A 26,168-nucleotide genomic window follows, 5' to 3' on the forward strand; every position below is an offset into this window, starting at 1 on the left:
GGCCTTGGTTGCGTTAAACGCACCGAAGGCCGCCTTGGGTGCGTTGAACGCACCGAAGGCCACATTGGGGCGCTGGCCCGGCACTGTGGACAACCCGCGCGGACGGCGCCGGAACTGTCGGTGCCCGCCGGTAGCGTGGAAAACGGGGGCTGCTCAGGTCCCGGAGGAGACCGTCGGCGCGTCGGGGATCTCGGCCGGGTCCGGCGAATCCGCCCGCCGGCCCGCGCGCAGCAAGTCGCCCCAGCGGCCGCGGTCATACTGTGCCGGCGGCGTGTCGGCCAAGAATTCCCGCAGGATCTCCAGGAACCGCTTCGGGGCGGACCGGTGCGGGAAGTGCCCCGCCCCCTCGAACAGCACCAGCCTGCTGCCCGGCATCGCCCGGTGCGCGCGCCGCGCGTGGCCGCTCGGCACGACCCGGTCGTCCGTCCCCCACACCAGCAGCGTCGGGATCCCCTCGGTCAGGTAGCAGCGGTCCAGCATGTTGACCACCTGCCCGCGCCAGTCGACCACCGAACGCAGCGTGCGCAGGAACGCCGAGCGCGTGCTCGGCTCGAGCAGCCGGACGTACCGCGTCAGCACGTAGTCGAGATCCGGGCCCAGCCCCAGCCCTTCGGACACCCGCAGCAGCTCGGCGAGCCCGCGCAGCGCCGTCAGCGCCGGCCGCGTGCCGAGCAGCGGCAGCACCAGCCCCGCGCCCGGCGCGGCGGCCAGCCGCAGCAGCGGGTGCACGCTCGCCCCGACGCCGCCGGAACCGACCAGGACGAGCCGTTCGCAGCGTTCCGGGAACTGGTAGGCGAACTGCATCGCGACGCCGCCGCCGAGCGAGTGCCCGACCACGGTGACCCGGTCGACGTCGAGCGTCGTCAGCAGGTCGCGCATGCCGCACGCGTAAGCCGCGACGGAGTAGTCCGCGCGGGGCTTGGCCGAGGCGCCGTGGCCGAGCAGGTCGGGCGCGATCACGGTGTGGTCGGCCGAGAGCGAGGCGAGCAGTTCCAGCCACGTCGCCGAGTCGTCGCCGATGCCGTGCAGGAACAGCAGGGCGGGCCCGCGCCCGGCCATCCGGTAGGCGCGCTCGTACCCGTGGACGACCCGTGTGCGCGGGGCGAACGTGTCCGCCCCGATCTCGGTGAGTGGCACACACCCAGCTCAGCACGCCCGCGTTCGCGGGACGTTTCGCGGACGTTGGGATCGGGTGAACGCGCTGGCGGAAAGATCGAAGGCCGCCCCCGGATCGATTTCCGGAGGCGGCCTTCGTCGCGTCAGGAGCGGCCCCGACCTCCGCTCCTGGTGGCTTCTACCTGGTCGGCGTCGGCGTCGCCGGCGGCGTGGTCGTAGCAGGCGCGGACGGCGTCGCGGGCGCGGATGGCGTCGTCGTGGCCGGCGGGGCCGTCACCTTCGGGATCGCCGCGCTGAACGGCACTCCCGCCTCCTCGCGGCAGGACGAGCGGTACCCGTTGTAGCCGTTGTAGTTGCCCTGGTCGTCGGTGACGCCCTGCTCGATCTTCGGCCGCGGGAACCGGTTGTCCTCACCGATCTTCTCCTTGGTCCCGCTCGAGCGCTCGCAGCCGTAGCGGGTCAGCGTGATCGGCCGGCCCTCTTCGTCGTAGAGGTAGACCTCCGTCAGCGGCTTGCCCTCGGCGTCGAACGCGTAGACGTTCTCGATCTCCCGGTTGCCGTAGCTCAGCTGGTCGTTGCCGTACCGGTCGGACGGAGACTGGTAGTACGACGGCGAGCTCGAGTAGGAGTTCCGGTTCGAGATCAGGTCGACCGCGGCGCCGAACCCGCCCAGGATGCCGCCGATGACGAACGCCGAGATCGGCACGGCCACCCACAGCAGCCGCCGGTCGCGCCCCACCCGCGGGCCCGCCCAGACGGCCGCGCCGCCCGCGACGAACAGGAACGGCAGCAGCAGCACGGCGCCGCGCGAGCGCAGCATGAGCAGCAGCCCGAAGGCGACCAGCACGACGGCGCAGACGATCCACCACGCCGGTTTGAGGGAAGCGAGGTAGTTCAGCGCTTTCCCGGAGTCTTCCTGCTGACGCCCCTTGTTCAGCGTCTGCCGCAGCCAGCCGACCTCGGGCAGCGCCAGGACCGGCTCGATCCCGCCCTTCAGCAGCAGGAAGAGGCTGATGAGGAACACCGGCAGGAACAGGAGCGCGCCCAGCAGCCCGTCGGGATTGACCTGGACGGCGGCGGCGAACGCGAACAGCGCGAGCGCCAGCGCGCAGAGCACCAAGCCCCAGAAGGCGATCCGCGGCTTCGCGAGGCTCGGGTTCTTGGTCGTGGCGAGGACCTGCGTCGCCCCTTCGGAAGGCGGCGGGTACCCGCCGGACGCGCGCAGCTCGGCGGCGTAGCTCTCGGGCGTGCCGAGCCGTTCGATCAGGGCCTCGACGCGGGCGCCCTCCCCCAGCTCGGCCTCCAGCTCCGCCAGGTGCGGGCGGACGTCTTCGAGGATCTCTTCGATCTCGCTCGCGGGCAGGTCGGCGAGCGCGGTGCGGACCCGCGCCAGATACACCCGCACGGCGGTCGGCTTGTCGCTCATGCTGCCTCTCCCAAAAGCCCGTTCATCGTCGACGCGAAGCTCTGCCAGGTCTTGCCCGACTCCGCCAGGCGGAGCCGGCCCGGCTCGTTCAAGCTGTAGTACTTGCGGTGCGGGCCCTCTTCGCTGGGCACCACGTACGAGGTGAGCAGGCCGGCCTTGTAGAGCCTGCGCAACGTCCCGTACACCGACGCGTCCCCCACCTCGTTCAGGCCCGCGCTCCTGAGTCTTCGCAGGACGTCGTACCCGTAGCCGTCTTCCTCGCGGAGCACCGCGAGCACGGCCAGATCGAGCACCCCTTTGAGCAGCTGACTGATCTCCACTGCACCCTCCAGTCTTACGCTTGGAAAGGTACCACGCATTGCACAGTAGTGCGCACGGCGGAGGGCTATCCGGGCGCGCCGGGCCATGCTGGTCGCAGAATCTCATTAGGGGTGACAGATGGATTTGGTGAAGACGGACTTCGAGGTGCTGGACGAGCGCTTCGCCCGCGTCAACGGCGACGAGTGGATGCAGCGCCTGCACACCGGCTGCCGCTGGACCGAAGGGCCGGCGTACTTCCCGGCCGGGCGCTACCTGGTGTTCAGCGACATCCCGAACGACCGCACGCTGCGCTGGGACGAGACGACGGGCCAGGTCGGTGTGTTCCGGCAGCCGTCGCACTACTCGAACGGGCACACTGTCGACCGCCACGGACGGCTGATCAGCTGCGAGCAGGGCCGCCGCCGGGTGACGCGCACCGAGCACGACGGGACGATCACCGTGCTGGCGTCCGAGTTCGAGGGAAAGCGCTTCAACAGCCCGAACGACGTCGTCGAGCACTCGGACGGGTCAATCTGGTTCACCGACCCGAGTTACGGCATCGACAGCGACTACGAGGGATTTCGGGCGGAGAGCGAGATCGGGGCTTGTCACGTATACCGCGTGGCACCTTCGGGTGAAGTACGGATCGTCGCGGACGACTTCTCCCGGCCGAACGGGCTGGCGTTCTCGGCCGACGAGTCGCTGCTGTACATAGCGGACACCCGGCAGAAACCCAGCCACATCCGGGTGTTCGAGGTGGGCCGGGAGGGCGCGCTGACCGGCGGATCGATCTTCGCGACGTGCGACAACGGCGCGTTCGACGGAGTCCGCGTGGACAGCGAAGGCCAGATCTGGGCAGCGGCGCACGACGGCCTGCACTGCTTCGCGGCCGACGGGACCCGGATCGGCAAGCTGCGGATGCCGGAGATCTGTTCGAACTTCACGTTCGGAGGCGCGAGGGGGAACGAGCTGTTCATCACGGCTTCGAGTTCGCTGTACACGCTGAGGGTGACGGTCAACGGGGCTCGCTACCCACGCTGAGCGGGACCTCGCCGACCGGTTCTCCCCGGTCGGCTCTTCCCGGCCGGCTCCGCCCGCTCGACTCCGCCCGGCCGGCTCCGCCCGCTCGACCACCGCCGCGCGCGGCCCATGCCCTGCTCGCGAACCCGTGCCAGCGCCCCAATGTGGCATTGGGTGCGTGGGACGCACCCAATGCGGCGTTCGGTGCGTCCCACGCACCCAACGCCGCATTGGGGCGCTCAGCGGAGCGCGCCCTCCTTGACCCGTTCCACCACCGCGCCGCGCTGCCAGGCGCGGCTCACCCGGACCAGCCATGCCGCTTCCGCCACCACGTCGGCGTCCGCCTCCGCCTCCGCGAGGTGGCCGGGCTCGGCCCGTCCCGGATCGAAGCGTCTTCCCTCGCGACCCGCTTCGATCGCCGCGGCCAGGGTCACCGCCTCCACCGTCGGGGCCAGCTCCGCTTCCGGGACTCCCGCCCGGCGGGCCGCCGTCTCCGCTCGGGCCGGGAGGTCCGGGTCGAAGTGGGCTCGGAGCGCCAGGTGACCGTCGCGGATCTCGATCACCCTGCGGTACAGCGCGAACTCGGCGCCTCCCGTCAGCTCGCGGCCCGGGTCCAGCGCGATGCCCGGCACCGCCGCGCGCAACGCCGTCCACAGTGGCTCGATGCGGCGGTACGCCCGGTACGCCCGCACCCGACCGATCACCGACGACACCGCCGGCGACCACGCGCTGAGCGTCGCGCCGGCCGTCACGAAACCGATCGTCGCCGCGGCGAGCACCGACGACGGCAGGTCTTCGCGGGCACCGATCCGGGCGGTCTCGGCGAGCCGGCGGACGTCGTCGATGTCCCAGAACGTCCACGCGAACGCCGCGCCCACACCGACCACCAGCAGCCACAGCCCGGTGCGCAGCGGACCCGGCTCCGCGTGCCACGCGCTGCGCGCGAACACCGCGATCAGGAGGCCGAGGCTGATCAGGCTGTAGACCAGGAAGATGAGCTTGTCGGCCACGGCGAAGGGCAGGCCGGCGTCCGGAAAGACCGTGTCGTCGCCGACGCGCCGCGGTTCCGACAGCGTGAAGCACGCCGCGAGCAGCACCATCGTCGCGACGGTGAACAGCGCGTGCGGGGCGAGCCGAGCGCCTTCGCCGCGCCACACCGACTGCGTGAACGCCACGGCGAAGCCGATCGCGCCGAGCTTCAGCTCGTCGCCGGCCAGGCTGAGGACCCACTCGGCCACCGGTCCCGGGCCGGCGAGGGCCGCCATCGCGGGGGTCAGCACGCCGATGCCGGTGGCGATGCAGATCCCGAAGCCGGCGAGGAACCACATGGTGCGCACCGGCTGGCTGCGGCGCGCCTCGACGAGCTTGTACCCGAACCCGGCGAACCCGACCAGGCACAGGTGGTAGGCCAGGGTCTCGATCACGGCGTCCGGCGGCGGTCCCGGCCGCCGAAGAGGGAGTCGAAGCGCCGCACGCCGTCCGGGACGTCGGGCGCGAGCTCGCGCGGCTCCCCGGGCCGGACGACGCGCTGGGCGAGCAGGCTCGCGACGAGCTCGGCTTCGCGCTCTTCAACCTCGGTGTAGGTGGTGCGGCCGAGCACGCGCCGGACCAGCTCGGGCGAGAGGCTGGGCATGAGCTGCCGCCCGGCGGCGGCGTCGAGCGCGACACCGTCCGCGCCGCCGGCCGGGCCGGTGTGGCCGCAGAGCAGGTGGCCGACCTCGTGGAGCAGGATGTGCTGCCGGTGCAGAGCGGTGGTGGTGGTCGGGTAGAGGATGTAGTCGGCGCGGTCGGTGCTCATGAGCAGCCCGCAGGAGCGCCTTCGGGAGCGTTGACGGGCATGAGCTCGATGGGGCGCCCCCGCTCGGTGGCCAGGCTCGCGACGAAGGCTTCGGCATCGAAGGGCTCGGGAAGGGTGACGGCATCGGCGACTTCCCGGGCCCGCTTCCACAGCACGCGCCCCGCCCGCCGGCGCCGAGATGTACGCGCCACGTCAGCCCTCCCTCACGCCGCGACCCCACGGCTCCGGCCGGTTCAACGCGACGACGGCGGCGGGGATACGCGAGGGAAGCAAGATCGGCCGCGCGAATTCCGGGCGGGCCATGGTGATGGGGGCGAACGGCCGGCGGCCGGCAGGAGCGCTCGGCCGGCGGGGCGACGGAACGCCTGGCACCGCGGGCAGTGCGGTACCCGGTCGGCAGCCGAGGGCAACGCCCGATCGGCAGCTCGATGCGGTGCCAGGCCGGCGCTTCAAGGCAACACCCGACCGGCCGCGGCGATCAACAACCGCCCAGCAACCCGGCGCGACACCAGGCCAGCGATTCACGGCAACACCCGACCGGTCACGGTGACCAACGCCCGGTCGGCAGCTCGGGCCGGTGCCAGGCCGGCGATTCGAGGCAGGATCCGGCCGGTCCCGGCGATCAACAACCGACCAGCAACCCGGCGCGGCGCCAAGCCGGCGATTCGAGGCAGGATCCGACCGGTCCCGGCGATCAACACCCGGCCAGCAACCCGGCGCGGCGCCAAGCCGGCGATTCGAGGCGACACCCGGCCGACAGCCGAGGGCGTCGCCCGGTCGGCAGCTCGGGCCGGTGCCCCGCCCGTCGTCCGGAGCGGAAGTCGGCTCGCGTGCCGCATTCGCTGGTGGCGTCACCTCAGCCCTCTCTCTTCGGTCCGCTGCGACCGGCCTCCCTTCGGGCGATCGCGTCGACCATGTCGCTGATCGTGTCCAGCCCGTCGGCCGACAACGTCACCGCTCGCAGTGCCAGGTCCCGGACCCCCGCGTCGCGCAGGGCTCCCAGCAAAGCCAGCTCCTCCGCGATCTTCGTGCTCTGCTCGTCGTCGAAGAAGTATGCCGGGGGCACTCCGAAGAACTGGGCCAGTGCTTCGAGGTGGCGCTTCGTCGGGTTGTCGCGGCGGCCCGTGCGCAGCTGCCACAGGTACGTCGTCGAGAAGCTCTCGCCTGTTGCCTCGCGGCAGGCCTTCGCGACCTCTTCGTTGCTGTACGGCTCCCGATCGGGCCTGCGGACCACGTGGAACAGCCGGTCGATCTTGTCGGCCAGTGTCGACTTGCCGGGCTCCTTGACCACGATGCACTCCCTCAGCTACCAGGCACATTCATCCTAGCTGAAAGCTGAACACCATTTATCAACGCGAGTTCGCCCTCGGCCGCGGCTGGCAGCGGGGACAGGAGAACGACGACCGGTTCATGAACGGCTCCCGCCGGATCGCCGTGCCACACCGGTGGCACGGCAGCCCCTCCCGGCCGTACGCGTCCAGCGACCGGTCGAAGTACCCCGACTGCCCGTTGATGTTCACGTACAGCGCATCGAACGAAGTGCCGCCCGCGCCCAGCGCCGCGTTCATCACGTCCGACGCCGCCGACAACAGCTCGCGACCCTTCGCCGGCGTCAGTTTCTCCGTCGGGCGGGACCCGTGCAGGCGCGCGCGCCACAGCGCTTCGTCCGCGTAGATGTTGCCGATGCCCGACACCAGCGTCTGGTCCAGCAGCGCCCGCTTGACCTCGGTGCGCCGCGACCGCAGCGCGCGCACCGCCGCGTCGAGGTCGAACGCCGGGTCCATCGGGTCGCGGGCGATGTGCGCGATCGTGTCCGGGAGCAGCACCTCGTTGAGGTCGTCGAGCGCCAGGCCGCCGAACGTCCGCTGGTCGACGAAGCGCAGCTCCGGCCCGTCGTCGTCGAAGCGCAGCCGTACCCGGAGGTGCTTCTCGTCCGGCGCGCCCTCGGGCTGGACGAGCATCTGCCCGCTCATCCCGAGGTGAGCCAGCAGCGCCTCCTTGTCGGACAGCTCCAGCCACAGGTACTTGCCACGGCGCCGCGCCGCCTCGACGCGGGTGCCGGCCAGCCGCTTCTCGAAGTCCTGCGCGCCGAGCGCGTGCCGGCGGATGGCGCGCGGGTGCAGGACCTCCGCCTCGCGGATGGTCCGGCCCGCGACGTGCGTCTGGAGGCCCAGGCGGACGACTTCGACCTCGGGGAGTTCGGGCATGCGTTCATTGTGCCCGGCGGGTACGACACTTTCTGAAAAGGCACCTAGGGTGCGGCCGGTCCGACGTCGGCTTTCGTCAGCGGAACCCGCGTCGCTCCCGAAGCGAAGTACTCGTCCGCGCCGACGTCGAAGGCACCCGCCCGGGCCTGCAGGTCGAAGTCCTTCGCGGCGAACGGGTACGACCCCGCGCCCGCGTCGATCGCCGGGCTCCCCGGCGACAGCCGGTACAACCCGGCAGCGTCCTTGACCAGCTTCGGGTCCACCGGCCGAGAAGGGATCCCCGCCGAGCCGCCGAAGGTGATGTTGCCTTCGTACTTCACCGTCGACCCGCTGGGCAGCGTCACCAACGTGCCGGACGTCCCCCGCACGATGTTGTCCGCGACCACGCAGTCCTTCGGCTTGAAGTCGCCGCCGTCGCCGTCGATGACGCTCTTCGAACCCAGCACCGTGTTGTAGGCGACCGTCACCCGATCGGGTCGATCATGGAGCTTGCTCGACGGCCCGCTGTCGGCTTCGTCGCCGGAGCCGAACACGATCGCGCGGTCACCGGAGTTCGCGACGTGATTGTCGACGATCTTGTGGTCGTTGCCGTGGAACCGGATGCCCGACCCGAACAGCAGGTTGCCCTCGACGACGCTGCGGTTGCCGTGGCGCAGCACGATGTACCCCTTGCTGTCCCGGATCGTGTTGTACCGGACCACGTTGTCGGACGACTTGACCGAGATCGCCTCGCTGTCGCCGTCGGCCTTCTCGAAGAGGTTGTTCTCGATCAGCGCGTTCGCGGAGTAGGACTGGCGATCGCTCAGCCCGAGCCGGATCGACTCGCCGCCGTTGGACCCCGCGAACTGGTGGTTGAAGAAGTAGTTGTGGTGCACGTGGACGCGCTTCGCCATGGCCCCGGACGGCCCGAGGATCTGCAGGAACACGCCCTGGCTGGTGCGGTTCTGGAAGACGTTGCGGTCGACGACGGTGTCGTCGCCGCTGACCGTCACCCAGTTCCCGTCGCCGGTGAGCTGGAAGTCGTTGCGCGTCAAGCGGTTGTGCGACGCGCCGGCGGGGACGCTCAGGGACGCGCCGCCCCGGAACTTGAAGCCCCGCAGGACCACGTTCGAGACGCCGCTCGCGAAGGCGAACGTCTTCGAGCCGGTGATCGTGGCCTTGCCGGTGTGTTCGGCGGCGACGGTCACGGGCGCGGAAGTGGTGCCGGACCGCTTGATCGAGAGCGTCGAGCCCGCCGAGTACGAGCCGTCGGCCAAGACGATCGTGTCGCCGGGGTTCGCCTTGTCGAGCGCGGACTGCAGCGCCGGCAGCGAGGTGACGCGGACCTGCGCCGCCGACGCGGACGGGCCGGGCACGACGACGAGCGCCGCCACGATCAGGGGAACGAAGAACAGACGCATCCGCCGGAACCTCTCAGTGAGTACGAGCGCGGCGGATGATCATCACGCTACTGAGCGGCAGGCGGAAACGTCAACGGAGGTTCCCGGTGATCAGGACTCCGTGTCGTCCTTCTTCTCGGCTTCGAGCTCGGCCGACAGCGAGCGCCAGGCCGTCTCGGCGGCCTTCTGCTCCGCTTCCTTCTTCGTCGACCCGGTGCCGTTGCCCAGCGGGCGGCCGGCGACGAGGACGGTGGCCGTGAACTCCTTGCGGTGGTCCGGCCCGGTGTCCTCGACCTTGTACTCGGGCACGCCGAGGCCGGCCGACGCGGTCAGCTCCTGCAGGCTCGTCTTCCAGTCCAGCCCGGCGCCGCGCAGCGGAGCCTCGGCGAGCAGGCCGTCGAAGAGGTGGTGCACGAGCTTGCGCGCGATCTCGATGCCGTGCTCGAGGTAGACGGCACCGATGACCGCTTCCAGGCCGTCGGCGAGGATGCTCGCCTTGTCCCGGCCGCCGGTGAGCTCTTCGCCCTTGCCCAGCAGCAGGTGCGCCCCGAGCCCGCCCTCGCCGAGCCCGCGCGCGACCCGCGCCAGTGCGTGCATGTTGACGACGCTGGCGCGAAGCTTCGCGAGCTGACCCTCGGGCAGGTCGGGATGCGTGTTGTACAGGTGATCGGTGACGACCAGGCCGAGCACGGCGTCACCGAGGAACTCCAGCCGCTCGTTCGGCGGCAGGCCCCCGTTTTCGTACGCGTACGAACGGTGGGTCAGCGACAGCCGCAGCCGCTCGGGGTCGAGTGTGACCCCGAGCGCTTCGAGCAACGGCGCCGGATCGGCGGGTGGTCCCCCGGGCGTCTTGCCCCCCATGTCGGCTACCCGATCAGGCGGGCTCGACGACCTGGCGACCGTTGTGCTGGCCGCACGACGGGCACGCGATGTGCTGGAGCTTCGGCTGCTTGCAGGCGCGGTTGGAGCAGGGCACCAGCTGCACCGGAGCCGCCTTCCACTGGCTGCGGCGGGAGCGCGTGTTGGATCGCGACATCTTCCGCTTCGGGACGGCCACGAGTAGATCTCCTTATGACGGTCTGCTCGCGGTGCGAGCGAACTTCCTCCGCAACGAGCTGGGTCGCTCGTCAGGCTTGCTCAGCGGGACCCGGCGCAGGCTTCTCGCCCGCATTCTCGTCGAAGCGCTCGACCAGTGCGGCCCACCGAGGATCTATCTTCTCATGCCCGTGTCCGGGCTCGAGATCGGCCCACTTGACGCCGCACTCGATGCAGAGCCCGGCGCAGTCTTCGGTGCACAGCGGCGCCAGCGGCAGCGCGAGCACGATGGCGTCGCGCACGATGGGCTCGAGGTCGATGCGGTCGTCGATCAGCCGGGGGATCTCGTCCTCGTCGGTGGTCTCCTCGGTGGCCGAGCCCGGGTAGGCGAACAGCTCCTGGACCTCGACCTCGATCTCCTCGGTCAGCGGGTCGAGGCAGCGCGCGCAAGTGCCCTTCGCGGTCGCCGTGGCGGTGCCGCTGACCAGGACGCCCTCCACGACGGACTCGAGCAGCAGGTCGAGCTTGAGCTCGGAGCCGGCGTCGATGGTGATGACATCGGGGACGCCGAGCGGCGTCTCCACCGGCACGCTGCGCGTGATCGCGCGGCTGAGGCCGGCGTGACGGCCGAGCTCACGGGTGTCGATCACCCAGGGGCTGCGGTCGTCGAGCTGGGGGGTCTTGTTCTCGGACATCCAGACCAGGGTACGCACCGGTCGCCACGCCTTTTGCGCTGGCACCCGCGCAGGTCGGGCGGGACGCGGGAGCGGTGTGCTGCGGGGGCTCGGGTGTGCGGCGGCGGTCCGGCGCGGCGAGGCGCCGTGAACGGGCCGACGTTCGGTGGAGCGCACGGCGAGCCTGGCGCGGCGAGGTGCCGTGAATGACTCATTCACCTCGCCGGACGACATGAATGGGTCATTCACGGCATCGGAGTAGCCATCTGGAGGGCGCGACCCCTTTGAGCTGGCCATTCGCGGCCGCCCGCACCACCGGCCACCCTCCCCGCCCTCCCCTCGCGGGTTCCGGCAAAGTCGCCCGGCCCGGCGGGGGTCGACGGGTGTGATGTCCCGGGCAAACGTCTTGAATCCGGCTGCGGTGGTCGAGGCGGCCACCTGCCCAGGCGGCGGCGACACCGACCCGGGCTTCGCCGGGTTCGGTGTCGCGAAAACTCGCCCCCGGCGGTCAGGACAGCGGGGTCGAGATCCTCGTCACACCTGGTAGTCGTACAGCGTCGGGCGCCCGCCTGAGCTCGGCAGGTTCGCCGGGGAACGCAGGTGGTTGCGGCCCGAATCGACCGTCCGCAGCGTCGTCGCCAGCAGCTCCGAGAACTCCGCCAGCTTGCCGTCCACGTACGCGTCGCAGTCCGCGCGCTGGCGGTCGGCTTCGGCGTGGGCTTCGTCGACGATGCGAGCCGACTCCGCGTGCGCCGCCTGGACCACCTCGGTCTGCGCCACCAAGCGGCCCTGCTCAGCGCGGCCGTCCTCGATCGCTCGGTCGTAGGCGTCGCGGCCGGCCTGGATCATGCGCTCGGACTCGGCGCGGGACCGGTCGGTGAGGTTCTGGTACTCCGCCTGGCCCGCCGCGACCGTGCGGTCGGCCTGGTCGTGCGCGTCGGCGAGCATCTGCTCGGCGCGGGCGCGCGCGTCGGCCAGGATGCGCTCGGCCTCGTCCGTCGCGTCGGCGATCGCGCGCTCGGCTTCGGCGTTCGCGCCGGCGACCGTCTCCCCCGCCTCCTTGCGGGCGGCGTGGATCAGGTCGTCGCGCTTGTCCAGCACGTCCTGCGCGTCGTCGACCTCCGCCGGCAGTGCGTCGCGGACGTCGTCGAGGAGCTCGAGGACGTCGCCGCGGGGCACCACGCAGCTGGACGTCATCGGGACGCCGCGCGCCTCCTCGACGATGGTGACGAGCTCGTCGAGCGCCTCGAAAACCCGGTACACGGCAACTCCAATCCCCTGTCGCTGGGACCAGTCTGCCCGTTCTCCCCGCGGAACCGGTGAACGCCACCGGCGCCGGGCGTGTCCCCCGGGACCACGCCCGGCGCCGGCGTCCCTAGGGCACCACGAAGGCCGGATCGGTGATCACCTTCGTGAGCTGCTCGTCGGTCAGGGGGTAGCCGAGGCCGCCGGTCACGATCACCGTCGAGCCGTCGGGGCGGTACAGGAACCCGGTGACACCGTCGCGCACGGGAGCGCCGTTTCCGTCCCGGTAGACGAGTTCGGACAGCACCAGGACGCCGCCGCCGGGCTGCGGGAGCCGGACGCAGCGCGACTCCGAGCCCGGCGCGGTGCAGAGCCGGCCGGCCGGGACGACCTCGTGCGCGGCTCCCGTCCCGCGCACGGTCAGCTGGAAGTTGCCGGGCCGCCCGCTCGCGTCGACGAATTCGGCCGTCACGCTCATCCGGTCCGGTCCGATGCTGTCGGCCGGCGAGCGGCCCAAGGTCAGGTCGTGGACGCCCGGCAGCGCCCGCGTGACCGCATCGGCGAGTGCCAGACGGAGCCGGGACTGCTCGGCGAGCGACGGCGGCACGGGGCCGTGGGCCGGGGACACGGGAGCGGGCCCCGGGCCGATGACGAACGCGGCCGCGACGGCAGCGCACGCGACGACCGTGACCGCGATCCCGGCGGCACGCGTACGCGACCGCGCACTCGCCCGGTCGGCGACCGCGTCCGGGTCGAAACCGAGGGGTGGCTCGTCAAGGTCGACGTCCCGCAGGCGGGCCTGGAGGTCGGTCACCACGTGCTCCTTTCCGTGCTGTGTTCGAGGACGCCGCGGAGGGTCTCGAGCCCGCGCGCGGCCTGGCTCCGGACCGTTCCTTCCGAGCAGCGCAGCACTTCCGCGACGTCCGCGGCCGGGAGGTCGGCGCAGTAGCGGAGCACCACGGCGGCGCGCTGCTTCGGCGGGACTTCGGCGAGGGCGCGCAGGAGCGGCGCGGAGATGCCGGTTTCGGGCGCGGAAGAGGGCTGCTCGGGCACGACGCCGTCACGGCGTTCGCGGTGCCGCCACGGCCGTCGCCGCTCATCGAGCCAGCAGCGCAGGAGGACCTGCCGGGCGTAGTTGTCGACCGGCCCGCGGCGGGTGATCTTCGGCCAGACCCGGTACAGCTTGACCAGGGCGTTCTGGACCAGGTCCTCGGCCAGGTGCCAGTCGCCGCAGAGCAGGTACGCCGTGCGTCTCAGTGCCAGTGCCCGGGCCCGGGCGAACTCCCGGAAGTCCGCGTCGTCCTCAGCGCGCATCGCGCCTCCCTCGTCCTGGTTCCGGTGTACCTCACGGACGGGGAGGCGCGGCGCGTTGCACGCGGGTCAGGAATTCAGGTCGATCCGCTTGAAGGTGACGTAGTGGTCGGGCGTGTAGGCCAGCTCGCCCGCCTTGCCGGAGATCACGCGGTCGTTAGTGCCGACGCTGAAGAGCTTGTAGTAGCCGGACGCGCAGGCCGGGAGCACGCCTTCGCGGTTCTCGTAGGTCGTGCTGCTGGAGGCTCCGCCGCGGACGTTGTCGACCACCGTGCGGGCCGCCGCGGAAAGCTGGGAGTAGCCGATCTTCGTGAGGCCGGACAGGTCGCCGCAGGCGTGCGTCGTGCCGCCGCCGCTGATGTCGATGACCTTGAAGGTGGCGTAGTGGTCGCCGGTGTAGAAGTACTCGCCGCCGGAGCCGGTCACGATGCGGCGCGTGCCGCGGTTGCTCGAGCCGGGCGTCGGCACCGTGTACTCGTGGTAGTAGCCCGACGCGCAGGACGGGAGGATGCCTTCCCGGTTGTCGAAGACGACGCCGTCGTTCTGCGGGTACGGGAACGGGCCGCCCTTCTGGATCAGGTTGTACGTCGTCGTCGCCTCGGCGGGCAGGGCCGGGAGCGTCGTGTGGGAGAACCCGGAGAGGTTCCCGCACGCGTTCTGGGCGGCGACGGCCGGTGAAGCCGGTGAAGCTGTCACCGCTTCGGCGGCGGTGACCCCCATGGACAGCGTGGCCAGGAGCGCGAACAGGACCGCGACCAGGCGTGATCGGTAGTTGGTCATTTTCGGACCGTAACCCGATCGGATGGTCGTCAGAAGACGCGGAGGTGAACTCCGGCCGTGCGCGGCGGAAGTCCCGACGAACGTAGGGGGCCGAACGACGGGAACCGGACGTCCCGGGTTGCGCGCGGTCCTGTTTGGAGGGTCGTCAGCGCCCGAGCTTCGGGAACTTCTCCGAGAGGCGCTCGTAGACCACCGGCGGCACCAGGTGCTCGATGTCGCCGCCGAGCGCCGCGACCTCCTTGACCAGCGAGCTGGACACGAACCCGTACGCCGGGTTGTTCGCCATCAGCAGCGTCTCGACGCCGGTCAGCTCGCGGTTCATCTGCGCCATCTGCAGCTCGTAGTCGAAGTCGCTGACCGAGCGCAGGCCCTTGGCGACCGCCGCGATGTCGTGCTCGCGGCAGTAGTCGACCAGCAGGCCCTCCCACGAGTCGACCCGGATGTTCGGCAGCTTCGAGGTGATCTCGCGCAGCATCTCCAGGCGCTCCTCGATCTCGAAGAGGCCCTTCTTGCTCTTGTTCACCCCCACCGCGACGACGACCTCGTCGAACAGCCCGCTCGCCCGCTCGATGATGTCGAGGTGCCCGTTGGTGGCCGGATCGTAGGAACCGGGACAGACCGCACGCCGCATGGCGCGGACGCTACCGTGCCGCAGGTCGCCGCGCCCGCTCTGCCGCACGTGGCTCACGCCACAGCCGAGTACTCCGCCCACCAGACCGCCGTGTCGCCGTACTTCTTCGCGCGCGAAGGCTCGAAGCCCTCCGGCCAGGCCGGCTCGCCGTCGCGGGCCGCGCGTTCGACCACGACCAGCGCGCTCTCCCCCAGCCAGCCGCCCGCCGCCAGTGAAGCCAGCACCTTGCCGAGCGCGGCCGCGTCCACGGCGTACGGCGGGTCGGCCAGGACCAGGTCGTACGGCCGGGGCGCGGGCGCCGCGACCACCGTCTCGACCTGCCCGGCGCGGACCGTGCCGCCCAGGCCCAGCGCCGCGACGTTGCCGCGCAGGACGTCGACCGCGCGCCGGTCGGACTCCACGAACAGCGCGTCGGCCGCGCCGCGGGAAAGCGCCTCGAGGCCCAGGGCGCCGGAGCCGGCGTAGAGGTCGAGGACGTGCGCGCCGTCCAGCTCGCCCGCCGTCTCCAGGGCGTTGAACAGGGCCTCCCGCACGCGTTCCGACGTCGGCCGGGTGCCCTTCGGCGGCACTTTCAGCCGCCGCCCGCCCGCCGTCCCGGCCACGATCCTGGTCACCCCCCGATTGTGGAGGGCGGACACGGCACGCGGATGACCGGGACACGGGTGTACCCGCCGGACCCACCGCGTAGAGTCGTTCTTCGCCCTCGGAGGCGATCCAGAGCTGTCAAGGAGCCATGCGTGTCGGAACCTCGGGTCAGACGGGCCGAGATCGCCATCGAACAAGCCCACGTCGATCGCGTGTACACCCGTCTGGACGAATTGCGTGTCCAAGCGGAGGCGATGCGCACCAAGGGCTACGAGATCGGCCAGGGCGCGCAGCGCGAGGCGATCTTCGAGCAGGCGTCGATGCTGTTCGAGCGGGACATGATGGTCTACCACGCGAACCAGACGCTCCAGACGCTCGACGCCGAGTACGAGGGGCTCGTGTTCGGCCGGCTCGACGACCGTGACGGGGAACGCACCTACGTCGGCCGGCTCGGCATCCGCGACGCGGAGTTCGACAACCTCGTGACGGACTGGCGCGCGCCCGCCGCGGCCGCGTTCTACCAGGCCACGGCCGAGGAACCGATGGACGTCGTGCGGCGGCGCGTGATCCGCTGCTCCGGCCAGAACGTCCTGGACGTCGACGACGACGTGCTGATCGCCGACGCCGTGCCCGAGGACATGCAGATCGTCGGCGAAGGCGCGCTGATGGCCGCGCTGGGGCGCTCGCGCGGCGAGAAGATGCGCGACATCGTCGCGACCATCCAGAAGGAGCAGGACGAGGTCATCCGGGCGCCGTGGCGCGGCGTCACCGAGATCACCGGCGGCCCGGGCACCGGCAAGACCGCGGTCGCGCTGCACCGCGCGGCCTACCTGCTCTACCGCTACCGCCGTCAGCTCGGCGGCGCCGGGGTGCTCGTGATCGGGCCGTCCGGGGTGTTCACCAGCTACATCTCGCGCGTCCTCCCCTCGATGGGGGAGACGAACGTCGAGCTGCGCGCGCTCGGCGAGGTCCTCGACGGCCTGGAGGCGACGCGGCAGGACGCGGCGCCGCTCGCCGCGATCAAGGGGTCGCTGCGGATGCGGAAGATCCTGCTGCGGGCGCTGCGGGACACCCCGCCGGAGGCGCCCGAAGAGATGCGGATCGTCTACCGTGGCGAGGTCCTCCGGCTGAACGCGCGGGAACTCGAGAAGGTGCGCCGCAAGGCCCACACGCAGGGCGCGCCGCCGAACCGGTCGCGGATCCGGGCGGCCGAGCTGCTGCTCGACGCGCTGGCGGCGAAGGCCGAGGAGTACGCGAAGGCCGACGGCAAGCCGTTCGAGCGGGCGGACCTGATCACCGACCTGGGCGAGCGGATCGACTTCCACCGGTTCCTGGTCGTCTGGTGGCCGGTGCTGTACCCGGCGCAGGTCCTGAAGTGGCTGGGCGAGGAGAAGCGGCTGGCGTCGGTGTCGAAGGGCGTCCTGAACCGGCAGGAGATCTCGCTGCTGGCGGCGGACCTCGCGGACCGGTCACGGGGCTGGTCGATCGCCGACGTCGCGCTGCTCGACGAGCTGCGCGTGCTGATCGGGCCGCCGCCGAAGCGCAAGCGGCGTCAGATGATCGAGGTGGAGCCGCAGCGGTCCGGCGGCGCCCCGACCCGGCCCGAGCACTACGACGAGTACTCGCACGTGGTCGTCGACGAGTCGCAGGACCTCTCGCCGATGCAGTGGCGGATGGTCGGCCGGCGCGGGAAGTACGCGAGCTGGACGGTCGTCGGCGACCCGGTGCAGAGCTCGTGGCCGGATCCGGCGGAGGCGGCCCAGGCGCGCGACCAGGCGTTCGGGGTGAAGACGGCCCGGCGGCGGTTCACGCTGCGGACGAACTACCGGAACTCGGCGGAGATCTTCGACCTGGCGGCGAAGGTGGTGGCCGGGCACGCGGAGTCGGGCGAGCTGCCGGTGGCCGTGCGCAAGACGGGCGTGGAGCCGGAGGTCCGCCCGGTCGAGGCGGCGGGTCTGGCGTCCGCGACGCAGGCGGCGGTGAAGGAGCTGCTGGGCGCGGTCGAGGGCACGGTCGGCGTCATCACGGCGATGGACCGGGTGCCGGAGGTCGCGGGCTGGGTGTCGGGCCAGGCGGACGAACGGCTCAAGGTCGTCGGCAGCCTGGATTCGAAGGGCCTGGAGTACGACGCGGTGGTGCTCGTGGAGCCGAACGACCTGATCACCGAGTCGACGACGGGGCGTCGGGTGCTGTACGTGGCGCTGACCCGGGCGACGCAGCAGCTCATCGTGCTGGCCTCGAACCCGGACTGGATCCCGGCGGCCTGACCCGGAGGGTCGGCTCGCGTACCTGAAGGGTCGGCTCGCGTACCCAGGCGGTCGGTTCGCGTGCCTGGCGGGTCGGTTACTCGTGGTGGGCCAGGACCTGCTTGAGCAGGCGGGCCAGCGTCCGCCGGTCCTCCTCCGGGAGCGGGGCGAGCAGGTCGGCTTGGACCCGGTCGAGGACCTCGTCCATGCGCCGCAGCTGACGCAGGCCGGCTTCGGTGAGCGTCACGCGGTTGCGGCGCCCGTGGTCCGGGTCCGGTGTGCGATCGACCTGGCCCAGCTCCGCCAGCTGCCCCACCGCCGCCACGACGTCGCTGCGGTCGACGCGGCACCGGCGGCCCAGCTCGGCCTGGCTCGCCGGCCCGAACTCGTGCAGCGCGGCCAGGATCCGGTAGTGGTACCCGCGCGCTCCCGCGGCGGCGAAACCGTCGGACACCAGCCGGCGGACGTGCACGGCCAGCTGCGTGATCAGCCAGCTCGGCTTCGCCGTCAGGCGCCCTGGAATCTCGTCCATGCCGGGCCACTCTAATCGTGTTGGTGTGACCAACACTCTGCCGGTAGTGTTGGTCCCACCAACACAAGGAGCCCGGATGTCCGCCGAAGACCGCCTCGAGATCGCCGACCTCTTCGCCCGCCTGGCGAACCTGCTGGACGAATGCCGCCACGACGACGCCGGCGAGGTCTACAGCCCCGACGCCGTGGTGCACTCGCCGCGCGCGGACCTGCGCGGCCTCGACGAGGTGATCGCCTTCCTCAAGAGCAGCGAGGTCGAGGGGATCCGCACCCAGCACGTGCACGGGGACGTACTGGTGGAGGTCGACGGCGACCACGCGAAGGCCCGGGCCGGCCAGCTCGTGCACTTCTGGCGCGACGGCGAACCGCCGCACCGCAGCAGCGGCCTGCGCGTGTCCTGCACCGCGACGCGCACCCCGGCGGGCTGGCGGTTCGGCGAAATGGCCGCGACGCTCGCCTGGACCCGGGAGCAGTGACGCTGAAGGGCTCCTTCGAGGGGCGGGAGGCAGGTTCCCGTGCCCTTGAAGGAGCCCTTCAGACCCCCGGTGAGTGAAACGTCTCCAGGACGGAACCCGTCCGAGGGCATGTCTACTGGACAAGAGTTGTTCGGTGTCCGCGCACCGGCACCGAACAACAACATCGAACAACCGGTCAGGGGCAGGGCGGGACGTAGTCGATGCCCGGCAACCCGGCCGACCACTCCGCCTCCGTGATCCGGGGCGCCGCGACCGCGCAGATCTTCGCCGCCGTCCGGGCGGGGTCGGTCTCGGCGAACCGGACCGTGCCGTCCGCGACGGTGGCCACCAGCGTATGGCCGTCCGGGGCGTACTGCACGGCGTAGACCCGGTCCGCCTCCTCGGGCAGCACCGCGTACGGCTCCCGCCGGGCGACGTCCCACAGCCGGACCGTGCGGTCGTAGCTGCCGGAGGCCAGCACGCCGCCGTCGCCGCTGAAGGACACCGACATGACGATGTCCGTGTGCCCGGCGAGGACCGCCGACACGTGCGCGGCGGCGGGGTCGGCGACGTCCCACAGGCGAATCACGCGGTCGGCGGCGGCGGTCGCCAGCGTCCGGCCGTCGGGGCTGAACGCGACCGAGAAGATCGTGTCCGTGTGCCCTTCGAGCTTCGAGAGCACCCGCGGCGACCGGGGCGCCGAGACGTCCCACAGCCGCGCGGTGTGGTCCCAGCCCGCGGTGGCCAGCGTCCGGCCGTCCGGGCTGAAGGCGAGCGTGTGGACGTCGTCCTCGTGGCCTTCCAGCCGGGCGATCTCCACCGGGTGCAGGCGGTCGGCGAGGTCCCAGAGCCGGGCCGTGTGGCCGTCGCCCGCGGTGGCCAGGAGCCGGCCGTCCGGGCTGAACGCGACCGCGTCGATGTCGTCGTGCGGCCGCGAGAACACCACGGGCGCCCCGGGGTGGGCCGGGTCGGTGATGTCCCGCAGCGTCATCGTGTGGTCCCAGCTGCCGGTGGCCAGCGTCCGGCCGTCCGGGCTGATCGCGACACCGCAGACCGGGTTGCCGAAGCCGCCGACGGTGGCGACGGTCCGGGGCGCGGCCGGGTCGGCGAGGTCGTGCAGCCGCACTGCCTTGTCGTAGCCGGCGGTGGCGAGCACGCCGCGGCCGAACGCGGCGTGGCACGCCTGGGCCGTGTGGGCCGGGATCGCCGGGCCGGGCAGGTCCCACAGCCGCGCGGTCTGGTCGTCGCTGGCGGTGGCGAGGCCGCGGCCGTCACGGGTGAACACCACGGAGCCGACCGCACCGGTGTGCCCGGGCAGCGCCGACAGCTCGCGCGGCTGCCGCGGGTCGGCGACGTCCCACAGCCGCGCGGTGCGGTCGAAGCCGGTCGTGGCCAGGGTGTGCCCGTCGGGGCCGAACGCGACCGACCGCACGATCGCCTTGTGCGCGCCGAGCGACGCCCGCTGCACCGGCGCGGCGGGGTCGGTGACGTCCCACAGGCGCGCGGTCTCGTCGGCGCTCGCGGTGGCGAGGGTGCGCCCGTCGGTGCTGAACGCGATCGAGTGGACGACGTCGGTGTGCCCCGTGGCGACACCGAGCTGACGCCGCGACGCGACGTCCCAGACGCGCGCGGTCTTGTCGGCCGACGCGGACGCGAGCAGCCGGCCGTCCGCGCTGAAGGCGAGGTTGTTGACGTAGGACGTGTGCCCGGTCAGTTCCCCCGCCGGCCGCGGGTGGGCCGGGTCGGCGGTGTCGTACAGCCGGAGCACGCCCGTGCCGTCGCCGGTCGCCAGCAGCGGCCCCACGGGGCTGAACGCGACCGCGTATGCCTTCTTTTCGTGCTGCTCGGCGATCACCCCGGGCCCCGGCCGAGCGGGGTCGCCGACGTCCCAGACCCGGACGGTCCCGTCGAACCCGGCGGTGGCGACGCTCCGGCCGTCGGCGCTGAAGGCGACGTTGTTGACGTTGCCGATGTGCCCGGCGAGGACACCCTTCGGCACGGGGTGGTGCGGGTCGTGGACGTCCCACAGGCGGGCCGTGCCGTCCCAGCTCGCCGTGGCGAGGACCTGCCCGTCCGGCCGGAGGGCGACGGTGTTGACCCGGCCGGTGTGCCCGGTAACACGGGTCGAGTACGGCGTCGCGAACATCCCGAGCACGCTGCTGCGCGCGTCGGCACCCGGATCGAGCCGGTACGCGGCCAGCGCGAGTTGCGCGGCCAGCGCGGGGTTGGTGGCGCGCATGGCCAGCGCCTGGCCGGCGACCTTCTGGGCGAGCGCGCTGTTGCGCTGGTCGGTGGCCGTGCTCTCGGCGCGCACGGCGTACGCGGTGGCCGCGACGGCGACGACCAGCAGCACGGCGAGCAGCGCGACGAGCTGCCGCAGCCGCCGCGTGCGACGGCGGTCGCGCTCCTGCTCGGCGTGCTCGACGGCGAGGCTCGCGTCGAGGAACCGCCGTTCCCGCCGGGAAAGCGCGGTGTCCTGGCGCGCCGCCCACTCCCGGGCGATGGCCAGCCGGGTGCCGCGGTAGAGCCAGCCGGGGTCCTCCTCGACCGACTCCCAGGCGTCGGTCGCCTCGGTGAGCTGCCGGTGCACGCGCAGGCCTTCGCGATCCTGGGTGAGCCATTCGCGCAGCCGCGGCCAGCCACGGATGAGGGCCTCGTGGGTGATCTCGATACCGGTGTCGTCGAGGGTGACCAGCCGGGCCGCCGCCAGCTCGCCGAGCACGACGGCGGTGTCTTCGTCGTCGGTGTCGAGCTCGGCCCGGCTGATCCGGCGCTTGGTGTCCTCGGTGCCTTCGCCGAGCGCGGTCATCCGCAGGAAGATCTGCCGCGCCAGCCGCTGTTGACGCGCGGAGAGCGCCGCGAAGGTGCGTTCCGACGTCTGCGCGACCGCCCGCTCGATACCGCCGGTCGATTCGTACCCGACCAGGGTGAGCGTGGTGCCGCGCCGCCGCCGCCACGTTTCCAGGAGCGCGTGCGAGAGCAGCGGCAGCACGCCGGGCCGGCCGGTGGCGTCCGCGACGAGCCGGGAGACCAAGGCGTTCTCGACGCGGTACCCGGCGTCGACCGCGGGCCGCGAGATCGCCTGCCGGAGCTCCTCGGTGGTCATCGGGCCGACGAGCACCTGGGCGTCCTGCATGGCTTCGGCGAGGTCGGCGTGGCACGCGCAGTGGGTGTAGAAGTCGGTGCGGATGCCGAGGACGACCCGGGTCCGGCTGCCGGGTTCGGTGGTCGCGGTGACGAGCGCGCCGAGGAACCGCGCCCGTTCCCCGTCGTCCTGGCAGAGGGTGAAGACCTCTTCGAACTGGTCGACGACCACGACGACGTCGGTGTCGTCGGCTTCGGCGAGCTGCCGGGCGGCAAGGCCGAGGTTGCGCGGGTGCGCGGTGAAGTCGTCGAGCAGCGCGCCGGGCGCGACGCCGAGCGCCGCGGCGAACTTGACGGCGCACTCCTGCAGCGGCCGGGCGCCCGGGGTGAGCAGCACGACCGGGTCCTTCACCGACGGCAGCAGGCCGGCGCGCAGCAGGGAAGACTTCCCCGATCCGGACGCGCCGAGGACGGCGAGAAAACGTTGTCTCGAAAGCCGGCCGACGAGCTTTTCGACCAGTCGTTCCCGGCCGAAGAATCGGCCCGCGTCGGCGGGCCCGAATGCGCTCAGGCCGACGTACGGCGGCTTTTCCCCGATTTCCGGCTCGGGTGGTGAATCATCACCCTCGGGGCGCGATCCGCCGGCGACGGCGTGCCAGCGTTCTTCCCATTCGCCGGGCACCCCGCCGCAGGCCCGGACGTAGGCCAAAGTGACCGCCAGGCTGGGGAGTTTCCGCCCGCCGGCGGCCTCGGAAAGCGTCCCGGCCGAGTAGTGCGCGCGCCGGCCGAGCTCGCGGTACGTCGGATTCCCGGCACTCTCCCGCAAACGCCGGAGATCGGCGGCGAATTCGGTCAGCGGGTCGTCGCCGGGATCCAAGGGTCGCTCCGGACGCGGCACCCCGTCCTCCCTTTGTCCGCCGGTTTGTCCCCAACCGTATCGGGTGCCGCAGCGCGTCAGGGTTCGTTCGGCGAAACCAGCCGCCGGTGGACGGCTCCGGCGTCGACGCCGAGTTCCGCGAGCAGATCGGCGGCCGGATCGGGCGGGGTCACCTTCAGCAGCGCCCGCAGCAGTTCGGCGGGCTCCCGCGGCTTCCCGCGGATCGCCTCGTTGACGACCGCGCGGGCGTTCGACGTCAACGCGCCCGGCGTCAGGCGTCCGCGCTTCACCGGGACCTCCGGCGGCCGCAGCCCGTCCACTTCGATGCCGAGCGCCGCCAGGGCCGCGCGGTCGAGGCGGTCGAGGGCCGCGCGGGCCTCCTCGACGTTCTTGCCGAGGGCACGCGCGCTGTCCGGGTCGTGGAGGAGCCCGAGCAGCAGGTGCTCGGTGCCGAGGCGCCGGTCGCCCCGGCGGCGGGACTCCTCCAGGGCCGCCGTCACCACGACGGCGAACGGGCTCTTGGCGATCAGCCGGTCGAGCACCACGGCCTCACTTCCCGTACTTCGCGTGCACGGACTGGCGGGCGACGCCGAGCGCGTCCCCGATCTGCTCCCACGACCAGCCGCACTCCCTCGCGTGCGCGACGGCGGCCGCCTCGACCTGCTCGGCGAGCCGGTGCAGGGCGCCGACCGCCCGCAACGCGACCGCGGGGTCGGTTTCCGAGATCCGCCCCGAAAGCTCTTCCGCTTCCATGGCGTGTCAGTCTAGCCTGACACCGGTTCGTCAGTTCAAACTGACAGTGCCGGCCGAGAAGGAGGACGTCATGGATGTCGCGGTGATCGGCGCGGGCCCGGTGGGCCTCATGCTGGCGGCGGAGCTGCGGCTCGGCGGGGCCGAGGTGGCGGTCCTGGACCGGCGGGCCGCGCCGGACGAGCGGCCGCGGGCGAACGGGCTCGGCGGCCGGATCGTCGAGCAGCTCGACCACCGGGGCCTGCTGGAGCGGTTCCGGGCCGAGGCGGGCTTCGCCGGTCCGCTGCCCGGGTTCCCGTTCGGGCCGGTGCCCCTGGACTTCAGCGGCCTGGACTCGCCACTGCGCGGGCTGATGCTGCAGCAGCCGCGGATGGAAGCCCTGCTGGCCGCCCGCGCGACCGAGCTCGGCGCCGAGATCCGGCGGGGACACGAGCTGGTGGACCTCGACACGGTCCGGGGTCCGGACGGTCCCTATCGGCTGGAGGCGCGGTACGTCGCCGGCTGCGACGGCGCGCACAGCCGCGTCCGCGAGCTGGCGGGCATCGGGTTCCCCGGCACCACCGACGACGAGCTGATGCGCCTCGGGCACTTCCGCGCCGACGTCGGCCTCTTCGCGACGGTGCCGGGTCTGGTGCGGGGCTGGAACCGCCGGCCCGGCGGCCGGGTGCTGGTGACGTCGCTGACGCCGGGCGTCGTGATCGCCGGCGTCCGGGAGGTGGCGCCCGAGCCGGCCGGGGAGCCGACGCTCGGCGAGTTCCGCGACGCCGTCCGGCGCGTGCTCGGCACCGACCTGCCGCTGGAGGAGCCGCTGTGGCTGTCGCGGACGGTCAGCTCGGCCCGGCTGGCCGAGCGGTACCGCGCCGGGCGGGTCCTGCTGGCCGGCGACGCGGCGCACGTCTTCCCGGCCGGCGGCTCTTCGCTCAACGTCGGACTGCTGGACGCGGTCAACCTGGGCTGGAAGCTCGCCGCCGTCGTGCGCGGCGCTGCTCCGGAGAGCTTGCTCGACAGCTACCACGCGGAACGGCACCCGGTCGCCGCGCGGACGTTGACGCAAACCCGCGTCCAGGCGCTGCTGGACCGCCTCACCGGTGAGGACGGCGACGCGCTGCGGACGCTCTTCGGCGAACTCGCCGCGCTTCCCCAGGCGACGCGGCACCTGGCCGGGCTGCTGCGGGACGCCGACGAGCTGCCGTACGTCCCCGACCTCCCGCTGACCGTCGGCGGCCGCGCCACCCGCGTGGCCGAGGTCATGCGCGCCGCGCGTCCGGTGCTGTTCGACTTCGCCGACCGCGCCGACCTGCGGGCAGCCGCCGGCGCGGACGTGAAGATCGTCACGGCGGAGTGCGCGGGCGCCCCGGCCGAGGCGCTTTTCGTGCGCCCGGACGGCGTGGTCGCGTTCAGCGGCGACGATCCGGCGGCGTTGCGGGAAGCAATGACGGCACCGGGGCGTTGACCCCGGTTGTGAGCTCACTGCCTGACGTGCCGCTGTCCGTGCTCGACCTGTCCCCCGTTTCCGAGGGGGCCACCGTCACCGAGACGCTGCGAAACACCTTGGACCTCGCCCGCGCCGCGGAACGGCTGGGCTACCACCGCTACTGGCTGGCCGAGCACCACAACATGCCCGGCATCGCCAGCTCGGCGACGGTCGTGCTGATCGGCCACGTCGCCGACGCGACCGAGCGCATCCGCGTCGGCTCCGGCGGGATCATGCTGCCGAACCACGCGCCGCTGGTGGTCGCCGAGCAGTTCGGCACCCTCGAGGCGTTCCACCCGGGCCGCATCGACCTCGGCATCGGCCGCGCGCCGGGCACCGACCAGCGGACGGCGCTGGCGCTGCGCGGCCCCGGCGGGCTGTCCGCGGAGAACTTCCCGGAGCACCTGCAGGAGCTGATCGGCTACTTCACCCACTCGGAGGCGCGCGGCGTCAACGCGGTGGTGGCCGAGGGCAACCAGCCGCCGGTGTGGCTGCTCGGCTCGAGCGGCTTCAGTGCGCAGCTGGCCGGGCGGCTCGGGCTGCCGTTCTCCTTCGCGCACCACTTCGCGGCGGAGAACACCATCCCGGCGGTGCAGCTCTACCGGGAGAACTTCCGGCCCGGCGTCCTCGACGAGCCGTACGTGATGCTCGGGGTGTCCGTGGTCGCCGCCGAGACCGACGACCGCGCGCAGTTCCTGGCCGGGCCGTCCGGGCTGACGTTCCTGAGCCTGCGCCGCGGCCGCCCGATCGCGCTGCCGACGCCGGAAGAGGCGGCCGAGTACCCGTACACGGAGATGGACCGCGCGTTCCTCGCCGACCGCTTCGGCTCGAGCATCATCGGCTCGCCGGAGACGGTCCACAAGGGACTCGAGCAGCTGCTGGCCAACACGGGCGCGGACGAGCTGATGATCACGACGATGGTCCACGGCCACGCGGACCGCGTCCGTTCGTACGAACTGATTGCCGGCCTCAAGTCCTGACCAACGCGCTGAAGGGCACCTTCGTCTCACGAGACGCGTCGAAGGTGCCCTTCGGCGCGTCCGGTGTTACAAAGGTGCCCTTCGGCCACTTCCGGCAGCCGGGTCGGTATTTTCTCTTACCTCGTTGACAACAAGATCGGGCGCGGTTGTCAGCGCCGCACAAGAAATGCGCGGTTACCAGCCCGTGACCGCGCGATCCTGCTCAAGTTCTTGTCTCCCAGCAGGGCCGTGGTTAGCGTACCGACCAGTAGGAAACGGCACGGT

General features: G+C 72.1%; 25 protein-coding genes and 1 pseudogene. 5 read left to right on the plus strand and 21 right to left on the minus strand.

What is annotated here, in order from left to right; translation table 11 throughout:
* Positions 1–153: 153 nt before the first annotated feature.
* The 3 genes from AB0M83_RS32655 to AB0M83_RS32665 all read right to left on the minus strand — a co-directional run bounded on the left by AB0M83_RS32655 (position 154) and on the right by AB0M83_RS32665 (position 2,862).
* Positions 154–1,059, minus strand: a complete 906-nt coding sequence (locus AB0M83_RS32655) for an alpha/beta fold hydrolase (protein WP_364522916.1) — start codon at positions 1,057–1,059, stop codon at positions 154–156.
* 235 nt (positions 1,060–1,294) lie between these two features.
* Positions 1,295–2,542: a hypothetical protein gene (locus AB0M83_RS32660; protein ID WP_364522821.1), complete on the minus strand. Its 1,248-nt coding sequence runs from the start codon at positions 2,540–2,542 to the stop codon at positions 1,295–1,297.
* Positions 2,539–2,862: a PadR family transcriptional regulator gene (locus AB0M83_RS32665; protein WP_364522824.1), complete on the minus strand. Its 324-nt coding sequence runs from the start codon at positions 2,860–2,862 to the stop codon at positions 2,539–2,541. The genes AB0M83_RS32660 and AB0M83_RS32665 overlap by 4 nt, the downstream gene beginning before the upstream one ends.
* Positions 2,863–2,980: 118 nt before the next feature.
* Between AB0M83_RS32665 and AB0M83_RS32670 the strand changes: the two genes are divergently transcribed.
* Positions 2,981–3,883, plus strand: coding sequence for an SMP-30/gluconolactonase/LRE family protein (locus AB0M83_RS32670; RefSeq protein ID WP_364522826.1), 903 nt, complete (start codon positions 2,981–2,983; stop codon positions 3,881–3,883).
* Positions 3,884–4,101: 218 nt separating this feature from the next.
* Here AB0M83_RS32670 and AB0M83_RS32675 read toward each other — a convergent pair whose 3' ends face one another.
* From AB0M83_RS32675 to rsmD, 14 genes and pseudogenes are all read right to left on the minus strand, one after another.
* Complete coding sequence (locus AB0M83_RS32675) at positions 4,102–5,286, minus strand: MAB_1171c family putative transporter (protein ID WP_364522828.1); 1,185 nt, start codon at positions 5,284–5,286, stop codon at positions 4,102–4,104.
* Positions 5,283–5,815, minus strand: a pseudogene (locus tag AB0M83_RS32680) (hypothetical protein). The gene AB0M83_RS32675 and the pseudogene AB0M83_RS32680 overlap by 4 nt, the downstream one beginning before the upstream one ends.
* A 701-nt stretch (positions 5,816–6,516) precedes the next feature.
* On the minus strand, positions 6,517–6,951 hold the full coding sequence (locus AB0M83_RS32685; protein WP_364522830.1) for an XRE family transcriptional regulator: 435 nt from the start codon (positions 6,949–6,951) through the stop codon (positions 6,517–6,519).
* A 58-nt stretch (positions 6,952–7,009) separates the two neighbouring features.
* A complete protein-coding gene (mutM, locus tag AB0M83_RS32690; protein ID WP_364522833.1) occupies positions 7,010–7,867 on the minus strand; it encodes a bifunctional DNA-formamidopyrimidine glycosylase/DNA-(apurinic or apyrimidinic site) lyase in 858 nt (285 codons plus the stop codon).
* Positions 7,868–7,911: 44 nt separating this feature from the next.
* The gene (locus AB0M83_RS32695; protein WP_364522835.1) at positions 7,912–9,267 is read right to left on the minus strand and encodes a polysaccharide lyase 6 family protein; all 1,356 of its coding nucleotides are present in this window, start codon (positions 9,265–9,267) and stop codon (positions 7,912–7,914) included.
* 90 nt (positions 9,268–9,357) lie between these two features.
* Complete coding sequence (gene rnc / locus AB0M83_RS32700) at positions 9,358–10,107, minus strand: ribonuclease III (protein WP_364522837.1); 750 nt, start codon at positions 10,105–10,107, stop codon at positions 9,358–9,360.
* 13 nt (positions 10,108–10,120) lie between these two features.
* Positions 10,121–10,303 carry a 50S ribosomal protein L32 gene (gene rpmF / locus AB0M83_RS32705; protein ID WP_013223689.1) on the minus strand — a complete coding sequence of 61 codons (183 nt, stop codon included), beginning with the start codon at positions 10,301–10,303 and terminating at the stop codon, positions 10,121–10,123.
* 70 nt (positions 10,304–10,373) lie between these two features.
* On the minus strand, positions 10,374–10,976 hold the full coding sequence (locus AB0M83_RS32710) for a YceD family protein (protein ID WP_364522839.1): 603 nt from the start codon (positions 10,974–10,976) through the stop codon (positions 10,374–10,376).
* 513 nt (positions 10,977–11,489) lie between these two features.
* Complete coding sequence (locus AB0M83_RS32715; RefSeq protein ID WP_329050620.1) at positions 11,490–12,218, minus strand: DivIVA domain-containing protein; 729 nt, start codon at positions 12,216–12,218, stop codon at positions 11,490–11,492.
* Between the two features lie 112 nt (positions 12,219–12,330).
* Entirely contained in the window at positions 12,331–13,014 is a 684-nt protein-coding gene (locus AB0M83_RS32720) for a hypothetical protein (RefSeq protein ID WP_364522841.1), read from the minus strand.
* Complete coding sequence (locus AB0M83_RS32725) at positions 13,011–13,514, minus strand: SigE family RNA polymerase sigma factor (RefSeq protein ID WP_364522843.1); 504 nt, start codon at positions 13,512–13,514, stop codon at positions 13,011–13,013. Before AB0M83_RS32725 ends, AB0M83_RS32720 begins: the two co-directional genes overlap by 4 nt.
* 66 nt (positions 13,515–13,580) lie before the next feature.
* Entirely contained in the window at positions 13,581–14,291 is a 711-nt protein-coding gene (locus tag AB0M83_RS32730) for a ribonuclease domain-containing protein (protein ID WP_364522845.1), read from the minus strand.
* Positions 14,292–14,436: 145 nt separating this feature from the next.
* Complete coding sequence (gene coaD / locus AB0M83_RS32735) at positions 14,437–14,922, minus strand: pantetheine-phosphate adenylyltransferase (RefSeq protein ID WP_364522847.1); 486 nt, start codon at positions 14,920–14,922, stop codon at positions 14,437–14,439.
* 53 nt (positions 14,923–14,975) lie between these two features.
* Complete coding sequence (rsmD, locus tag AB0M83_RS32740; protein ID WP_364522849.1) at positions 14,976–15,536, minus strand: 16S rRNA (guanine(966)-N(2))-methyltransferase RsmD; 561 nt, start codon at positions 15,534–15,536, stop codon at positions 14,976–14,978.
* Positions 15,537–15,659: 123 nt separating this feature from the next.
* On the opposite strand from rsmD, the gene AB0M83_RS32745 reads away from it, so the two are divergent.
* Positions 15,660–17,774 (plus strand): ATP-binding domain-containing protein, encoded by a 2,115-nt coding sequence (locus AB0M83_RS32745; protein ID WP_364522851.1) that lies wholly within the window; start codon positions 15,660–15,662, stop codon positions 17,772–17,774.
* 76 nt (positions 17,775–17,850) lie between these two features.
* Here AB0M83_RS32745 and AB0M83_RS32750 read toward each other — a convergent pair whose 3' ends face one another.
* Positions 17,851–18,285, minus strand: coding sequence for a MarR family transcriptional regulator (locus AB0M83_RS32750; protein WP_364522853.1), 435 nt, complete (start codon positions 18,283–18,285; stop codon positions 17,851–17,853).
* Positions 18,286–18,361: 76 nt separating this feature from the next.
* Here AB0M83_RS32750 and AB0M83_RS32755 point away from each other — a divergent pair, with 76 nt between their 5' ends.
* Complete coding sequence (locus tag AB0M83_RS32755; protein ID WP_364522855.1) at positions 18,362–18,760, plus strand: nuclear transport factor 2 family protein; 399 nt, start codon at positions 18,362–18,364, stop codon at positions 18,758–18,760.
* A gap of 175 nt (positions 18,761–18,935) precedes the next feature.
* Here the strand turns inward: AB0M83_RS32755 and AB0M83_RS32760 are convergent, their stop codons facing one another.
* The 3 genes from AB0M83_RS32760 to AB0M83_RS32770 form a co-directional block, all read right to left on the minus strand.
* Positions 18,936–22,700: a hypothetical protein gene (locus AB0M83_RS32760; RefSeq protein WP_364522918.1), complete on the minus strand. Its 3,765-nt coding sequence runs from the start codon at positions 22,698–22,700 to the stop codon at positions 18,936–18,938.
* Between the two features lie 77 nt (positions 22,701–22,777).
* Positions 22,778–23,245 carry a Clp protease N-terminal domain-containing protein gene (locus AB0M83_RS32765; RefSeq protein WP_364522857.1) on the minus strand — a complete coding sequence of 156 codons (468 nt, stop codon included), beginning with the start codon at positions 23,243–23,245 and terminating at the stop codon, positions 22,778–22,780.
* A gap of 4 nt (positions 23,246–23,249) precedes the next feature.
* Positions 23,250–23,453, minus strand: coding sequence for a helix-turn-helix domain-containing protein (locus AB0M83_RS32770; protein ID WP_364522859.1), 204 nt, complete (start codon positions 23,451–23,453; stop codon positions 23,250–23,252).
* A gap of 70 nt (positions 23,454–23,523) precedes the next feature.
* On the opposite strand from AB0M83_RS32770, the gene AB0M83_RS32775 reads away from it, so the two are divergent.
* A complete protein-coding gene (locus AB0M83_RS32775) occupies positions 23,524–24,903 on the plus strand; it encodes an FAD-dependent monooxygenase (RefSeq protein WP_364522861.1) in 1,380 nt (459 codons plus the stop codon).
* 8 nt (positions 24,904–24,911) lie between these two features.
* Positions 24,912–25,904 carry an LLM class flavin-dependent oxidoreductase gene (locus AB0M83_RS32780; protein WP_364522863.1) on the plus strand — a complete coding sequence of 331 codons (993 nt, stop codon included), beginning with the start codon at positions 24,912–24,914 and terminating at the stop codon, positions 25,902–25,904.
* Positions 25,905–26,168 lie beyond the last annotated feature (264 nt).

This window comes from Amycolatopsis sp. NPDC051106 (genome assembly GCF_040682775.1).
GTDB lineage: Bacteria > Actinomycetota > Actinomycetes > Mycobacteriales > Pseudonocardiaceae > Amycolatopsis.

Bases quoted from the DNA above. Each gene is read 5' to 3' on its own strand.
- AB0M83_RS32725 (WP_364522843.1), bottom strand. From the start codon at position 13,514: ATGCGCGCTGAGGACGACGCGGACTTCCGGGAGTTCGCCCGGGCCCGG.
- rnc (WP_364522837.1), bottom strand. From the start codon at position 10,107: ATGGGGGGCAAGACGCCCGGGGGACCACCCGCCGATCCGGCGCCGTTG.
- AB0M83_RS32750 (WP_364522853.1), bottom strand. From the start codon at position 18,285: ATGGACGAGATTCCAGGGCGCCTGACGGCGAAGCCGAGCTGGCTGATC.
- AB0M83_RS32670 (WP_364522826.1), top strand. From the start codon at position 2,981: ATGGATTTGGTGAAGACGGACTTCGAGGTGCTGGACGAGCGCTTCGCC.
- mutM (WP_364522833.1), bottom strand. From the start codon at position 7,867: ATGCCCGAACTCCCCGAGGTCGAAGTCGTCCGCCTGGGCCTCCAGACG.
- AB0M83_RS32655 (WP_364522916.1), bottom strand. From the start codon at position 1,059: ATGGCCGGGCGCGGGCCCGCCCTGCTGTTCCTGCACGGCATCGGCGAC.
- AB0M83_RS32755 (WP_364522855.1), top strand. From the start codon at position 18,362: ATGTCCGCCGAAGACCGCCTCGAGATCGCCGACCTCTTCGCCCGCCTG.
- AB0M83_RS32710 (WP_364522839.1), bottom strand. From the start codon at position 10,976: ATGTCCGAGAACAAGACCCCCCAGCTCGACGACCGCAGCCCCTGGGTG.
- AB0M83_RS32775 (WP_364522861.1), top strand. From the start codon at position 23,524: ATGGATGTCGCGGTGATCGGCGCGGGCCCGGTGGGCCTCATGCTGGCG.
- AB0M83_RS32695 (WP_364522835.1), bottom strand. From the start codon at position 9,267: ATGCGTCTGTTCTTCGTTCCCCTGATCGTGGCGGCGCTCGTCGTCGTG.
- AB0M83_RS32730 (WP_364522845.1), bottom strand. From the start codon at position 14,291: ATGACCAACTACCGATCACGCCTGGTCGCGGTCCTGTTCGCGCTCCTG.
- AB0M83_RS32770 (WP_364522859.1), bottom strand. From the start codon at position 23,453: ATGGAAGCGGAAGAGCTTTCGGGGCGGATCTCGGAAACCGACCCCGCG.
- coaD (WP_364522847.1), bottom strand. From the start codon at position 14,922: ATGCGGCGTGCGGTCTGTCCCGGTTCCTACGATCCGGCCACCAACGGG.
- AB0M83_RS32660 (WP_364522821.1), bottom strand. From the start codon at position 2,542: ATGAGCGACAAGCCGACCGCCGTGCGGGTGTATCTGGCGCGGGTCCGC.